Below are 14,463 nucleotides of genomic sequence, written 5' to 3'. Positions count from 1 at the left end.
CAAGCCTGACGCGTACGACCTGACCGGCTGCGCCGCTGGCGCAGCCGCCTCGTTCCGAAGAATAAGGGCACGCCACAAGTGACGATCGTGACCGGCAAGGCCGAGGCTCGCCGAAGATTGCAACCCGGTTGGTCCGGCACGCTGCGGAAGATCTGGGAGCATCGCGCGGACTACGCGTATGTGCTCCCGGCGATCGCCGTGATGCTCATCGTCATCGCCTATCCGATCTACTACACGGTCGAGCTGTCGTTCTTTAAGACACCGCCTGGTCTGCAGCTCCGCGACAAGACCTTCATCGGCTTCGACAACTACACGACGATCCTCACCAGTCAGGTGTTCTGGAAGGTCACCTGGAACACACTGATCTGGACGCTGGGGTCCACTTTCATCTCCTTTGTCCTGGGGTTTGCAACGGCGCTGGCGCTCCACCGCGACTTCATCGGCCGTGGTGTCTTGCGCGCTATCCTGATCATCCCTTGGGTCATCAGCGCAGTGGCCGCCTCCTATATCTGGAAGTGGATCTACCATTCGGACTTCGGGATCATCGGCGCGGTGCTGGTCGGCCTCGGATGGGCCGACCAGCCGCCGAATTTCATCGACAATGTCAGCACGGTGCTGCCCTCCCTGATTGTCGTCAATATCTGGCGCGAGTTTCCGTTTGCCATGATCATGATGATGGCCGGCCTGCAGACAGTCCCCGACCAATTGCTACGCGCCGCAAAAGTCGATGGTGCCAATGCATGGCAGCGCTTTTGGCACGTCACCTTCCCGCACTTGCGCAACGTCTCGGTGGTGACGATGCTGCTGCTCGCGGTGGCCAACTTCAATTCCTTCATCATCCCCTGGATCATGACCGGCGGCGGGCCGTCGAACGCATCGCATATCTGGATAACCCACATTTATGAGCTCGCCTTCGGACGGCAGCGCTGGGGGGTGGCATCGGCTTATTCGGTGCTCCTGTTCCTCACGCTGATGACGCTGGGCTACTTCTACGTCCGTGCGTTAAGCGGCAACGAGCCGAAAGAGGGGAGCGCATGAGCACGATTGCCGAGACAGCCCCTCGAGCCCAGACCCGTCGCCGCATGCGCGTCGACGGATGGCGGTGGGCCGGGCGCATATTCCTCGTGTTCATGCTGCTTTATACCGCGTTGCCGATGATCTGGATGCTGATCACCTCGATCAAGTCCGGATTCGCGGCGACGCAATTCCCGCCGCAATGGTGGCCGGACGAACCTACCCTCGCCAGCTATCAGAAACTGCTCGATCCGCAGAACAGCGTCGGCCAGGACTTCCTCCGCTTCTTCTGGAACAGCCTTTTCGTGTCGACCGTCACGACAATCCTTTCGGTGATCGTGGCTGTCCCAGCGGCCTACGCGTTTTCGCGCTTCAGTTTCCCCGGCCGGAATTTCCTGTTCTTTGCCGTGCTGCTGCGCAATATGTTCCCGGCGGTGATCTTTCTCGTGCCACTCTTCATACTGATGCGCGCGATCGGTCTGATAAACACGCATGGCTCACTGATACTCACCTATCTCACCTTTGGCCTGCCGCTGGCGATCTGGCTGCTCAAGGGCTTTTACGACAATATCCCGGTGCAGCTTGAGCAGGCGGCGCGCATCGATGGCGCAACACGGTTCCAGGCCTTCATCATGATCGTGATGCCGCTCTCGACGCCGGGGATCATCGCCACCGCAATCTATTCCTTCATCGGCGCGTGGAACGAGTACATCTACGCCTACACCTTCCTCTCCAAGAACGAGCAGTTGACCCTGCCGGTCGGCATCCAACGCTTCTTCTCGGAAAATACGACGGACTTTCCGGGCCTGATGGCGGCCAGCTTCATAATGAGTGTGCCCGTCGTGGTGTTGTTCCTGGTCCTGCAACGATACTTTGTACGCGCCCTTACGGAAGGCGCGGTCAAGCACTAGGGAGTTGCCGATGGCCCACGTGGTCCTCCAAGATCTCGTCAAGAGCTATGGCAGCTTCAAAGCTGTCAACCACGTTTCGCTGACGGTCAATGACGGCGAGTTCGTTGCGCTCGTCGGCCCTTCAGGCTGCGGCAAGACAACCACGCTCAATCTCGTCGCTGGGCTGACCCCGATCACATCGGGCGACATCATCATCGGCGAGCGCGTGGTCAACGACCTCGACCCCAAGGACCGGGACATCGCAATGGTGTTCCAGAACTACGCGCTGTACCCGCAGAAATCGGTCTACAAGAACCTGGCGTTCCCGCTTCAGATGCGCAAACTCCCCAGGGACGAGATCGACAAGAAGGTCAAGGAAGCGGCGCGAGTGCTCGACATGACGCACCTGCTCGAGCGCAAGCCGCGCGAACTTTCGGGCGGGCAGCAGCAGCGTGTGGCTCTTGGCCGTGCCCTCGTTCGCGACCCCGCAGTGTTCCTCATGGACGAGCCACTGTCCAACCTCGATGCCAAACTGCGCGTGCAGATGCGGTCGGAGATCAAGCGTTTCCACCAGGACCTCAAGGCGACGATCATCTATGTGACGCACGACCAGCTCGAAGCCGTGACCATGGCTGACAAGATGGCGGTGATGAATGGCGGCTACCTGCAGCAATACGATTCACCGGCGCAGGTCTTTGCCCATCCGGTAAACATGTTCGTGGCCAGCTTCATCGGCAGCCCGGCGATGAGCCTTATTCCGCTGCAGGCATCGATGGCAAACGGCAACACGGTGTTGACCGGCGCCGAGGGCTGGCGCCTTGAGCTCTCGCCGCGCAATGCCCAGAAGGTCGCGAAAGCGACGACCCGGAAAGTCGTGCTCGGCGCACGTCACTCGACGATCAAGCTCCACAAGAGTGCGGTGCCAGGCAGCGTCCCGGCCAAGGCCTATACGGTGGAGCCGACCGGCGACGTCACCTTCGTTCAGGCGTTCCTGTCCGGCGCCATCGTCAACGTCAGCGTGCCGCCGAACATTGCCGTCGCGCCCGACGAGCAGATCTGGCTCGAGTTCGACCAGGAGCGGATGCATCTGTTCGATGGCGAAACTGAAATGGCCCTCAAGGCCAACTGAGATAGGGCGAATGCGCGTGAAACGTGGGCGTGGATGACTGAGAAGCTTAAGATCACCGCGATCAAGCCCTATCCGGTGTGGGTAGGAACGCGCAACCAGCTGCTCGTCAAGGTCGAGACCGACCAGGGCATCTTCGGCTGGGGCGAGAGCGGCTTGAGCGGTCGCGAGAGGGCCGTGGCCGGCGCGGTCGAGCACTATCGCGAGTTTCTCATCGGCCGCGACCCGATGCAGATCGGGCGGATCTGGCAGGAGATTTACCGCAGCCAGTACTTCGAAGGCGGGCGAGTCCTTCAGGCGGCGATTTCCGCCATCGACATCGCCCTTCATGACATCAAGGGCAAGGCGCTGGGCGTGCCGGTCTACGAGCTGCTGGGCGGCAAGCAGCGCGACCGCATTCCCACCTTTGCCTCGACCGGCGACGAGGCCGAGGGCGACGTTGCCATCGAACGGGCCCGCGAACTTCGCGCGCAGGGGTGGCAGGCGATCCGCTTCTTCCCCTTCGGGCAAAACAGCAAGGACATCTTCGAGCCGCGCGAGTCCATCGGCGCTACCGCGGGTATGCTGAACAAGGCGCGCGAGGCGCTGGGCGACGACGTGGTCCTCGGCCTCGACTATCATCATCGGCTGTCGGTGGCAGAGGCCGCGAGCTTCTGCAACAAGCTCGGTCGCGGCGTGCTTGATTTCCTCGAGGAGCCGATACGGGCCGAGACGCCGGAGGCCTATGAATCGCTGCGCACGATGACCGAAATCCCCTTTGCCATAGGCGAGGAATTTGCCAGCAAGTGGCAGTTCCTGCCCTACATCGAGCGCGGCATCCATCAGTTCAACCGGATCGATGTTTGCAATGTCGGCGGGCTCACCGAGGCGATGAAAATCGCTGGCTGGAGCGAGGCGCATTATGTGGACCTGATGCCGCACAATCCGCTTGGCCCAGTGTGCACGGCCGCGACCGTGCATCTCGCTGCCGCGGTACCCAACTTCGCGTGGCTCGAGACCAGGGCACCCGAAACAAAGCTGGGCTTCGACAATTCCGACTTCTTCCCCGTGCAACCACGGCTCGACGGGACCGATTACCCGGTCGGCGATCTGCCGGGACTCGGCGTCGAGGTCAACGAAGTTGCGGTCCAGGCGCAGAGTTTGCGTTTCTGGGAAGCGCCTCACCTTAAGCGCCGCGATGGTTCTGTTACGAACTGGTAGTTCCATTCAATCGGAGTCCACAATGACGCATACTTCCGACATCATGCGGCCGCCTAAAGACCTGATCGACGCGCTAAGGGAGATCGGCGCCGCGACGGTAGCCGGCACGCTTGGCCACATGGGCTTCCGCAATCCGCACATGGTCGGTCCCGTGGCGCAAAACCACGGGAAGTCGATCGTCGGGCCGGCGCTGACGCTGCAGTTCCTGCCGCAGCGGCCGGACCTCTTCACCGAAGGAGAATATGCCGATCCGGAGACACAGCTGCACCGGCACGTGCTCTATCACGCGCAGGAGGGCGATGTGGTCGTGGTCGACGGGCGCGGCGATATGAGCTCGGGCGTCTTCGGCGATATGATGTCGACGTATTTCAAGGGCAGGGGCGGGGCGGGTATCGTCATCGACGGGTGCATGCGCGACCGGCCCAATGTCGAAAAGCTCGATCTGCCCCTATGGCTGCGCGGCTGGACGCCAAACTATCATGTGCAGACCAGCATCTATCCCAATGCCGTCAACGTTCCGATTGCCTGCGGCGGTGTCACGGTGATCCCCGGCGATATCATTGTCGCCGACGACGACGGGGTGGTGGTGCTTCCCGTCGTGATGGCCCCGAAGGTGATCGAAGAATCACAAAAGCATCATGATTGGGAGGAATTCTCACGAGTGAAGCTCATGGAGGGCGGCCCGTTGCAACGTTACTATCCGCTGCATGACGATGCCCGCGGGGAGTACGAGGAGTGGCGCAAAACAAATCGCCTGGAGAACCCGAGTTAGTCAGCAGGCCTTGGCGATCAGTTTTGCCAGGCAATCGGCAGCCCCGGTCCCCGGCACGCCGAGATCTCTGACACTGTCCATGTGGTTGCGGTTCGGGAGCACATGCGACGTTACCAACGATCCCTGCCGCAGCAAGCTTGCCTTGAATCGATCGGCTTGCTGATGGAAGGGTGGCGTCTCATTGGCTCCGACCAGAACCGCCGCCTTGGTTTGAGGATCATGCCGACAGGCGAGCGGCGTGAACATGGCGACTTCCTCGTCGGTTATTCCAATCTCGTTGGCGAGAAAGGAATCCTGGAGCGGCTTCAAATCGTAGAGCCCGCTCAACAGAAGGGCTGCCCTTACATTCGAGGGGGTGTGCGCCCCATCGAACAGGAACGTTGCAAGATGGGCTCCAGCCGAATGGCCACTGACGGTCAGGGCCGCCGGGCTTCCGCCATGATCGGCGATGTTGGCCAGGACCCACTGCTTGGCCCGGCGCACCTGGTCGACGATCCTCGCCATTCGGACCTTGGGCATCAGAGCATAATCAAGGATGACGGCAATGGCCCCGGCCCGGGTAATCGTCGTCGCCATATATGAATAGTCGCGCTTGGAGAACATTCTCCAGTAGCCGCCGTGGACAAAGATGTGCACCGGAAGCGCCGTTCTTTTGCCCGCGGGAAAGAACAGGTCCATGGTCTCGGTCGGATCCGGTCCGTAGGCCACGTCAGCGGTCATCGCAATGGTGGCGCGGGCGACCTCGCTGCGATCAACGAAGTCCTGCACGATTTCGTCAAAATCCGCGACGTGGTCGCGGATGCGAAAGGGATCGCCTTGCATTCTTCTGCTCACATGCTGATGGCGAGGTATTTCGCCTCCATGAATTCCGCAATGCCGTGATGCTGCCCTCCCTCGCGGCCGAGCCCGCTTTGCTTGACGCCGCCGAAGGGAGCTGCCGGATCGGACATCAGGCCGCGGTTGAGAGCAATCATCCCGGCCTCGATCCGCGAGGCCACCCGCATGCCGCGCGCCAGATCGCGCGTGTAGATGTAGGCAGCAAGCCCATATTCGGTGTCATTGGCGCGCCCGATGACCTCGGCCTCCGTTTCGAAGCTGGAGATTGGCGCCACCGGCCCGAATATCTCCTCATGCGCCATCTTTGCGTCGCCTGGCACGTCGCGAAGCACTGTCGGAGGGTAGAAGAAACCACGTCCGGACAGGACTGAGCCGCCGCACAAGACCCGCGCGCCGCGTGTGACCGCGTCGACGACAAGGCGGTCTATCTTCTCGATCGCCTTTTTCGTGATCATAGGCCCGCATTCCGTGTCCGGGTCGGTGCCGGCGCCGACCTTGAGCGACGACATTCGCTTCTCGAGGCCCTCGCAGAAGGCTTCGTAGATGCCAGATTGGACGTAGAGGCGGTTTGCGGCCGTGCAGGCCTCGCCGGCGTTGCGCATCTTGGCCACCATTGCGCCATCGAGCGCCGCTTCGAGATCGGCGTCGTCGAACACAATGAACGGTGCGTTGCCGCCGAGTTCCATGGAACATGAGATCACATGCCTGGCAGCCTCTGCCAGCAGAGCGCGACCCACACCCGTCGAACCGGTGAAGGAGAGTTTGCGCACCCGCGGATCGGCCAGCATGGCGGCTGTCAAAGGCCCGGGACTGGAGGTTGTCAGGACGTTGACCACCCCTGGTGGAACGCCTGCGTCCTGGTAGAGCGCGGCCAGCGCGTATGCGGTAAGCGGGGTCTCACTGGCCGGCTTCAGGATCACCGTGCATCCAGCGGCAAGTGCCGGTGCGATCTTGCGCGTCGCCATCGCGGCAGGAAAATTCCAGGGCGTGATCAGGACGCAGATGCCGATCGGTTCGTAGTCGACCACAATGCGGTTGGTGCCGGAAGGCGCAGTACCGAATTCACCGATAATGCGAACCGCCTCCTCGGCATTCCAACGGAAAAATTCCGCGGCGTAAGCGATCTCGCCGCGGGCATCCCGCAGAGCCTTGCCGTTCTCCAGCGCAATGAGAGTCGCCAGCGCCTCGGATCGTTCCGTCATCAGTTCAAAGCAGCGTCTGAGGATCTCGGAACGCTTTCGCGGCGACGTTGTCCGCCAGCCATGGGCTGCCTTGGCAGCGGCGTCAACGGCAGCGGCCGCGTCGTTCACGGTCGCATCGGGCACAGCGGCGATGACAGCCTCGGTCGAAGGATCGACGACCGGAATCACCCTGCCATCCGCTGACTGCCGCCATTGGCCGCCAATATACAGCCCGTGCGAAATTGTGTGGAAGTCGCTGACGCCCTGATCATCCGACAGAACCTGTGAAAACGTGTTCATCTCGATATTCCCGATTGTTTAAATGACGCAGCTGGCGAGGTCGCCATCAAAGGCGGCCTGGACCAGGCGTCGCATGGATCCCAAATCGAATGGCCGCGGATTGTTCTTGATGAGGCGCTCGATACCGATCGCTTGTTCCGCCGTCCAATCGAGCTTGTCAGCAGGCAGCCCCAGCTCGGCCAACGAGGGGGTGATCCCGATTGCCCCAAACAGCCGACTGACCTCGCCAATGGTCGCGTCGGCCAACTCTTCGGGCGTCCGGCCTTTTCCATCGAGGCAGAGCGCGTTGGCGATCTCGGCCATCTCGGTCGCTGCGGCCGTTCTGTTGTACTTCATGACGAATGGCAGCATGGTGGCGACACCCAATCCGTGAGCGGTGTGGGTTATCGCGCCAACCGGATATTGCACGGCGTGCGCTGCCGCCGTGCCGGCCGTTCCGAACGCGCAGCCGGCTGCAAGTGCACCCATCATGACGTCGGTCCGGGCGTCCTCGTCAGAGGGCCGGCGGTATGCCGTTTCAAGGCTTCGGCCAAGCAGCTTGATCGCCAGCAGGGCGAAGTGATCGGTCAAGGCGGTTTTGCCGATAAAGACATGGTTCTGCGGAAGGCCGGGATCGGTCCCACGCCTGGCGGCGGTGAAGGCCTCGATTGCATGCGTCAGCGCATCGGCGCCTGCCATTGCCGTCAATCCCGGCGGGCATGTCATCGTCAGCTCAGGGTCGCAGATAGCCGCGGCCGCGATCAGATACGGGCTGGAGATGCCGACCTTCAGCGTGCGATCCGGATCCGAGATCACGGCAACCGGGGTAACTTCAGAGCCGGTGCCGGCTGTCGTCGGCACCGCGATCAGCGGCAGCGTCGGGCCGGGCACCTTGAACTCGCCGTAGTAATCCTGGAGCTGACCGCCGTGACTGATGAGCAACGCGGCGCATTTCGCCATGTCGAGACAACTGCCGCCGCCAATGCCGATCACCACGTCGGGCGCGAACTTCCGTGCTTCCTCGACGCAGACGGCAACGGTGTCCCGAGGAACGTCGGGCAGCACACGATCATGCACCAGTACGTCTATCGAGGCGGCTCGCAGCCCAGTGACAATCTCTGCGAACGGGCCCGTTGCGGCAAAACGTTCATCGGTGCAGACGAGTGCGCGACGCCCGAGCCTCGCCGCGACAACCGGAATGACGTGGCGTTGGCCCTTCCCGAAGAGGATTTCGCGCGGCAGCCTTAGGGCAGCGAAAAGGCTCATGACCTGCATCCTGTGATGATGTCTGGATTGGAATGCGAGATGGTGTTCAACTCGGCCCAAAGGCCGGGTTCGATGTAAAACCCGTCTCGCAACGCGTTTGCGTATCGACGTGCCGAACCATCGCCCGCAACGCTGGCGGTCCGTTCAGCAGGTGAGGAAGCACGGGCTGCCAGGGCGGCACGCTGTTCCAGCAGGGCCACTGCAAATTCGATTGCTTTGTCTCCTAGCAGCCGCAAATGATATCCTCTATAAAATCGTATAGGATATAGGATTGCATTGGCCGGAGCATCGTGTTAGCAACTCAATGTGTCAAGAGGCAAAACATGCACGCCATGAACTTACCCAGTCTAGACGAAGCGAACCTCGCCGGCGGGCGTATCCAGCGCTCCAGCAGCCTGGTTGAGGACGTCTACGAAGCGATCTTTGCGCAACTCATGTCCCTGAAGATTGCGCCGGGCTCGCGCATCACCGTCGACAGCCTGGTCAAGGAATTCAACGTATCCCACACGCCGATCCGCGAGGCGCTCGGCCGGCTCGAAGGCGAAGGCCTGGTGCTGAAGACGCATCTGATCGGTTACCGCGCTGCGCCGCAGATTACGAAACGACGGTTCGATGAACTCTACGAGCTTCGCCTGCTGCTCGAGCCTCATGGTGCAGCCAAGGCAGCGGTGCTCATGGACGAGGTAAAGCTCGCACAGCTTCAGACATCGGCCGGCGTCATGGCGCGCCGTGAGGGCAAGGACGAGCGCCTGCGGTATTCCAACTTCGCCCGCCAGGATGCCATTTTCCATGACAAGGTTATGGAATTCGCCAACAACGAACTCGCGCGCGAGACACTGGCGCACCAGCATACCCACTTCCACATATTCCGCCTGATGTTCCATTCGCGCGTCACCGAGGAGGCGCTTGACGAGCATGAGGCCATCCTGGCCGCTTTCGCTGCGGCCGATCCTGCCGCTGCCGAGCAGGCGATGCGTCGCCATATCGAGCATTCCCGCGACCGTTTGTTGTTGGCGTTCGACTGAGACTGTCCCGATGTCCCCGTACCCGCCGTTGACGGTCATCACGCAGGCCAGAGCCAACGAAGACTACTTCCCCGATTCACCCTTCTAGAAACTCAAACCTGCCAGGCGAGTCCAGGTCTCGCCCGGCCGTTGTCACAGGAAAGGAAGTACCATGCCAGGCAAAAAGATCCTGATGCTGACCGGTGAATTCACCGAGGAATACGAAATCTTCGTCTACCAGCAGGCGATGGAAGCGGTGGGCCACACCGTGCACGTCGTGTGCCCAGACAAAAGCGCCGGAGACCTGATCAAAACATCGCTGCACGATTTCGAGGGCGATCAAACCTACACCGAAAAGCTCGGCCACTATGCGCTGATCAACAAGACCTTCTCCGACGCTGAGAAGCAGCTGGAGCAATACCACGCCGTTTACTGCGCCGGCGGTCGTGGCCCCGAATACATCCGCACCGACAAGCGCGTGCAGGCGATGGTGCGCCACTTCCACGAAACCAAGAAGCCGATCTTCACGATCTGCCACGGCGTGCAGATCCTGATTGCGGTGGACGGCGTCGTGCGTGGCAAGAAGGTCGGCGCACTGGCGGCTTGCGAGCCCGAAGTGACGCTTGCGGGCGGCACCTATATCGACCTGTCTCCAACGGAGGCATATGTGGATGGCACGATGGTTTCGGCAAAGGGCTGGACGGCCCTTGCAGCGTTCATCCGCGAATGCCTGAAGGTGCTGGGAACCGAAATCCGCCACGCTTAGACCTTCTTCCGACGCATCTCAAAGGGGTGCGTCGGTTCCCTTCTGGAAGGGGAACTTGTCACCGCCAGTTCGGCCCGGATCATAAAACGCCTGCATCACGCTGAGTTTGCCTCCCATGGGCGGAGGTCTTTCGTTATGCATTGATGCTCGTTTCATCAAATGCCGTAAGCGAACGCATCAGTGTTTCCCTCGCTGAGGCCAGATGCGCTCGGCAGGCCACCTGAATCCGAGTGGAGTTGCGGCTCTCAAGCGCATCGATATAGGCACTGTGTTCGTGGATTGCGGCAAGGTTGCGCTGCTTTTCGTCCTGCTTGTTCCACTGATAGTGATAGTGGAAAATGAACGTGATGATGTCGTAGAAATCATCGATGAAGCGGTTCGGTGAGGCCTCGTTTATGAGCCGGTGAAACCGGTTGTCCAAGCCGGAGAAGTCGTGAAAACGGCCTTCAATTCGCTCCAGCAGGTCGGCATGCGCCATCTTGAGCGCGGCGAGTTTCGACCATAGCGGAGAACTGTCCGGCTGCAGTGAAAACAGTTGTGCCGAACGCAGTTCGAACATCACCCGGATCTCGAAGAGCTCAAGTGCAAAGTCTTCGGTGAAACCCTTGAAAAGCCAGCCTGTATTCGGCCTTTTCTCGATCAGTCCAAACCGGCTGAAGCGGATCAGGAATTCGCGAATTCCATTGGTCGCAACACCGAATTGGCGTGCAAGCTCAAGCTCATTGATGCTGGTTCCGAGCCTGGTGTCACCCCGCAGCATCCACTCCATGAACTGTTGTTCGACATGCTTGGCGCGAGGCGTGGTTTCGGCGTCCGGATAGTAGTCGTTGTCGCTGACCGGGCGGCCCGTCGACCTGAGGCCGTTGCGCTCGGTGACAAGTTCGCGGTTAACAAGTTCTCGCAAAACCTTTCGGACGGTTGTGCGGCTGACGCACATTCGCCGTCTAAGCTCATTTTCGGAAGGAAGTTCACCGGCCAGTTGCCCGTCGTGCAGCATATTTGCAGCTCGATTGAAGGCCTTCTTGTAGACGGTGTCGGTTCTCATCGGATTTTCCTTTGGAACAATACCTTGTCCTTTTTAGCATGAACTTTATCCATAAAAAACAACTTGACCCGCCTCGGTCGGTTGTTTTTTATCGATAAGAAGAGGCACGAATTGAGTGTTTGACGACGTGGCTCGCACAAGCTGCGGCGGGGAGGGGAATTTGCCTGAAACGGGAAACAGCGGCACGACTGTCGGCGAGGCCACTTTGCCAGCATCCAGGAAGCCAGACGCCGTCCCCGGCCTTGCGCTCGGCCTGATGCTGCTGATCGCTGGTCCGGTCGTCATCCTGGTGCTGCTGATCGCCGTCCTCAGCTTTCTGTCGCCCTATTTCCTGACAGGTCGCAATCTCGGTAACATCCTGGCCAGACCGCCGTTATCTCGGTTGTCGCGATGGGTCAGCATCTGGTCATCCTGACACGCGGCATCGATCTCTCCGTCGGTTCGAACCTTGCACTGGCTTCCGTCGTCGGCGCGCTGAGCTTTCATGCCGGCGCCCCCGCCACCGTTGTGATCGCGGTGATGGTTGGCTGCGGCGCCACGGTCGGCGCCATCAACGGGCTCTTCTATGTCTTCGGCCGACTGCCGCATCCTTTCATCATCACGCTGGCAACATTGAGCATCGCCAAGGGATTGGCGCTGCAACTGGCCGATGGCCGCGCCATCCCTGGCATGCCGGATTCGATCGATGCGCTTGGCCGCGACTCGGTCTGGGGTCTGCCTGGATCAGTTTTCGTTGTTGCCGGTGTTGCCGCGATGCTTTTCGTCATGGCTAAAACCATGGTCTGGGGGCGCTGGATTTATGCCGTTGGCGGCCGGCCCGACGCCGCATTGCGCATGGGTATTCCCGTGTCCTGGGTCCTGGTTTCGGTCTATGTCATCTCAGGGCTGTGCGCCGGCATCGGTTCAGTCATCCTTGCCGGCCGCACGGACGCCGGTTCGCCGTTGTTCGGCAATCTGCTGGAACTGGATACGATCGCGGCGGTGATCATTGGCGACGCCAGTTTTCTTGGTGGTCGGGGCCACCTCGGCCATGCCTTGATCGGCGCCATCATGATCGGCGTTATCCGCAACGCGCTCAACCTGCTCAACGTCAATGTCTTTTTCCAGCTCATCGTCATCGGCGTGGTCATCGTCATAGCGGTCGAGTCCGACGTGCTGCGCAATTACCTCGAAGGGCGTGTGCGTGTCCTGCAAGCCGGGAGGCAGTCATGAGCGCCGTTGCGGCCAATGCCGATCATGCGGTCACCGCGGACAATCCCGTGCTGGCGGTACGCGGTGCTACCAAACGTTTCGGTTCAGTTCTGGCGCTGGACGATGTTAGCATCGAGGTGCGGCGAGGCGAGATCGTCGGCCTGCTCGGCGACAATGGCGCGGGCAAATCGAAGCTAACCAAATGCATCAGCGGGGTGCACCAACTCGATGCCGGCGCGATCTTTTTGGATGGTGCGCCAACGCAGATACGCTCCCCTGCGGATGCGCGCTTCGCCGGCATCGAGACCGTCTATCAGGACCTGGCGCTGTTCGACAATCTGACACCGGGACAGAACTTCTTTGCCGGTCGCGAGTTAGCTGGCCCGCAATGGCTTCCGCGCGGCCTGCGATTTCTACAGCAGCGCCGAATGGACGCCGAGACCCGCGCTCTGTTGGTGAATCTCAAGGTCACGTTGCCGCGGCTGGATGCCGTCGTCGCCATGATGTCGGGTGGACAAAGACAAGCCGTTGCCGTGGCCCGCTCGACCGTGTTCGCCCGCAAGGTTGTCATTCTGGATGAGCCGACCGCCGCACTCGGCCTGCGTGAATCACGCCAGGTGCTCAATCTGGTTGCTGCGCTCCGCGACCAGGGCAATGCCGTCATCCTGATCACTCACAACATGGAACACGTCGTCGAACTCGCCGATCGCGCGGTGGTGCTTCGCCAGGGCCGCAGGGTCGGCGAACTGGTGCCGACCAAGGACAACAAACAGGAGCTGGTTTCCATGATCGTTGGAGCCTGACCCGTTCGAAATTTGGGGACCTTTCCGGTCCGCAAATGCCTGAAGCGTCTCCCGCCGGGAGGCGTTTCAATTCCAAGGGAGGAATAAAATGCCAATGAACCGAAAACTGTTCGCAGGGCTGGCGATCGCCGTTGCGTTTTCCGTGCCGGCTTCGGCCGCAGACAAGATCAAGGTCGGCCTGATTACGAAATTCCCGGTGCCGTTCTACTCGACCCTGGAGGACGCTGCCAAGAAATATGCGGCCGCTCATCCGGAGATCGAACTGGTCACAGGCCAGGGCCAGGCGGCTACCGACATTGAAGGCCAGATCGCTCTGATCGAATCCATGATCACGCAGGGCGTCAAGGGGCTTGCAATCACCCCGGTCGACCCGACGGTCGCGCCGGCGCTCGACAAGGCGGTGGCCGCCGGCATTAAGGTGGTTCTCGTCGACAACAGCATCCCCAACTGGAAAGGCCAGACGTTGGTATCGACCAACAACCTCAATGGCGGCAAGATCGCCGGAGAATACCTCAAGACGGTGCTCAAGAGCGGTGACAAGATCGGTATCCTGCAAGGCGTTCCCGGCGTGCCGGCTCTGGACGACCGGGTCGCGGGCATGATGGAGGGACTGGGCGACGTCAAGGTCGATGTCGTGGGCAAAGGTGCAACCAACTGCACGCTGGAGCTTGGTACGTCAGTGACCGAAGACATCCTGACCGCCAATCCCGATCTCAAGGCAATCTACTCGGCCTGCGGCCCGCCGATCCCTGGCGCCGTCAAGTCGATCAGCAATGCCGGTATTGCCAACGACAACCTCATAGTGGTCGGCTTCGACGCCTGCTGCGGAGAGATCGAAGCGATCAAGTCGGGAGCGGAGGACGCCAGCGTAGCTCAATTTCCCGCGAAAATGGGTGAGCTTGGCATCGACACTGTCGTCAAGGCCATCCGTGGCGAATCCGTCGAGGCCAATGTGGATACCGGCGCCGGACTGGTGACGCTGCAGAACGTCAAGGACTTCGAGTGATCCACCAGTGGTGGGGGGGGGGGGGCCCCGCCGGCCCCACCCGGCCGGCGGTGCGAGAGCGATGGTGTGGGGGTAATAAAGTG

General features: G+C 60.9%; 15 protein-coding genes. 11 read left to right on the top strand and 4 right to left on the bottom strand.

Annotation, left to right across the window (positions count from 1 at the left end; translation table 11 throughout):
• The first annotated feature begins 78 nt into the window (after positions 1-78).
• The 5 genes from NKI59_RS28240 to NKI59_RS28220 are packed head-to-tail and all read left to right on the top strand — an operon-like array spanning position 79 to position 5,002.
• Positions 79-1,038 (top strand): carbohydrate ABC transporter permease, encoded by a 960-nt coding sequence (locus NKI59_RS28240; protein WP_352708027.1) that lies wholly within the window; start codon positions 79-81, stop codon positions 1,036-1,038.
• On the top strand, positions 1,035-1,925 hold the full coding sequence (locus NKI59_RS28235; protein WP_352708026.1) for a carbohydrate ABC transporter permease: 891 nt from the start codon (positions 1,035-1,037) through the stop codon (positions 1,923-1,925). Before NKI59_RS28240 ends, NKI59_RS28235 begins: the two co-directional genes overlap by 4 nt.
• Before the next feature lie 10 nt (positions 1,926-1,935).
• Positions 1,936-3,033 (top strand): ABC transporter ATP-binding protein, encoded by a 1,098-nt coding sequence (locus NKI59_RS28230; RefSeq protein WP_352708025.1) that lies wholly within the window; start codon positions 1,936-1,938, stop codon positions 3,031-3,033.
• 33 nt (positions 3,034-3,066) lie between these two features.
• Entirely contained in the window at positions 3,067-4,230 is a 1,164-nt protein-coding gene (locus NKI59_RS28225) for a mandelate racemase/muconate lactonizing enzyme family protein (RefSeq protein WP_352708024.1), read from the top strand.
• 22 nt (positions 4,231-4,252) lie between these two features.
• Positions 4,253-5,002: a ribonuclease activity regulator RraA gene (locus NKI59_RS28220; protein WP_352708023.1), complete on the top strand. Its 750-nt coding sequence runs from the start codon at positions 4,253-4,255 to the stop codon at positions 5,000-5,002.
• On the opposite strand, the gene NKI59_RS28215 is transcribed toward NKI59_RS28220, so the two are convergent.
• From NKI59_RS28215 to NKI59_RS28205, 3 genes are read right to left on the bottom strand one after another with little or no spacing between them, the layout of a single operon-like run.
• Positions 5,003-5,824: an alpha/beta hydrolase gene (locus tag NKI59_RS28215; RefSeq protein WP_352708021.1), complete on the bottom strand. Its 822-nt coding sequence runs from the start codon at positions 5,822-5,824 to the stop codon at positions 5,003-5,005.
• 8 nt (positions 5,825-5,832) lie between these two features.
• Complete coding sequence (locus NKI59_RS28210) at positions 5,833-7,320, bottom strand: NAD-dependent succinate-semialdehyde dehydrogenase (RefSeq protein WP_352708019.1); 1,488 nt, start codon at positions 7,318-7,320, stop codon at positions 5,833-5,835.
• A gap of 18 nt (positions 7,321-7,338) precedes the next feature.
• Positions 7,339-8,565 (bottom strand): iron-containing alcohol dehydrogenase, encoded by a 1,227-nt coding sequence (locus NKI59_RS28205; RefSeq protein ID WP_352708018.1) that lies wholly within the window; start codon positions 8,563-8,565, stop codon positions 7,339-7,341.
• 332 nt (positions 8,566-8,897) lie between these two features.
• Here NKI59_RS28205 and NKI59_RS28200 point away from each other — a divergent pair, with 332 nt between their 5' ends.
• Positions 8,898-9,590, top strand: a complete 693-nt coding sequence (locus tag NKI59_RS28200) for a GntR family transcriptional regulator (protein WP_352641607.1) — start codon at positions 8,898-8,900, stop codon at positions 9,588-9,590.
• 151 nt (positions 9,591-9,741) lie between these two features.
• On the top strand, positions 9,742-10,335 hold the full coding sequence (locus tag NKI59_RS28195) for a DJ-1/PfpI family protein (RefSeq protein WP_352493019.1): 594 nt from the start codon (positions 9,742-9,744) through the stop codon (positions 10,333-10,335).
• A 133-nt stretch (positions 10,336-10,468) separates the two neighbouring features.
• Here the strand turns inward: NKI59_RS28195 and NKI59_RS28190 are convergent, their stop codons facing one another.
• On the bottom strand, positions 10,469-11,380 hold the full coding sequence (locus tag NKI59_RS28190; RefSeq protein ID WP_352708017.1) for a GntR family transcriptional regulator: 912 nt from the start codon (positions 11,378-11,380) through the stop codon (positions 10,469-10,471).
• Between the two features lie 160 nt (positions 11,381-11,540).
• Between NKI59_RS28190 and NKI59_RS28185 the strand changes: the two genes are divergently transcribed.
• The 4 genes from NKI59_RS28185 (at position 11,541) to NKI59_RS28170 (ending at position 14,380) form a co-directional block, all read left to right on the top strand.
• The gene (locus tag NKI59_RS28185) at positions 11,541-11,795 is read left to right on the top strand and encodes a hypothetical protein (protein ID WP_352595583.1); all 255 of its coding nucleotides are present in this window, start codon (positions 11,541-11,543) and stop codon (positions 11,793-11,795) included.
• On the top strand, positions 11,771-12,592 hold the full coding sequence (locus NKI59_RS28180; protein WP_352708016.1) for an ABC transporter permease: 822 nt from the start codon (positions 11,771-11,773) through the stop codon (positions 12,590-12,592). Before NKI59_RS28185 ends, NKI59_RS28180 begins: the two co-directional genes overlap by 25 nt.
• Positions 12,589-13,374, top strand: a complete 786-nt coding sequence (locus tag NKI59_RS28175) for an ATP-binding cassette domain-containing protein (RefSeq protein WP_352708015.1) — start codon at positions 12,589-12,591, stop codon at positions 13,372-13,374. The genes NKI59_RS28180 and NKI59_RS28175 overlap by 4 nt, the downstream gene beginning before the upstream one ends.
• 94 nt (positions 13,375-13,468) lie before the next feature.
• A complete protein-coding gene (locus tag NKI59_RS28170) occupies positions 13,469-14,380 on the top strand; it encodes a sugar ABC transporter substrate-binding protein (RefSeq protein ID WP_352708014.1) in 912 nt (303 codons plus the stop codon).
• The last annotated feature ends 83 nt before the right edge of the window (positions 14,381-14,463 follow it).

This window comes from Mesorhizobium sp. M0598 (assembly GCF_040320865.1).
Classification (GTDB): Bacteria; Pseudomonadota; Alphaproteobacteria; order Rhizobiales; family Rhizobiaceae; genus Mesorhizobium.
Note: the sequence above shows the minus strand (reverse complement) of the source record. Positions and strands in the feature narration are given on the sequence as shown.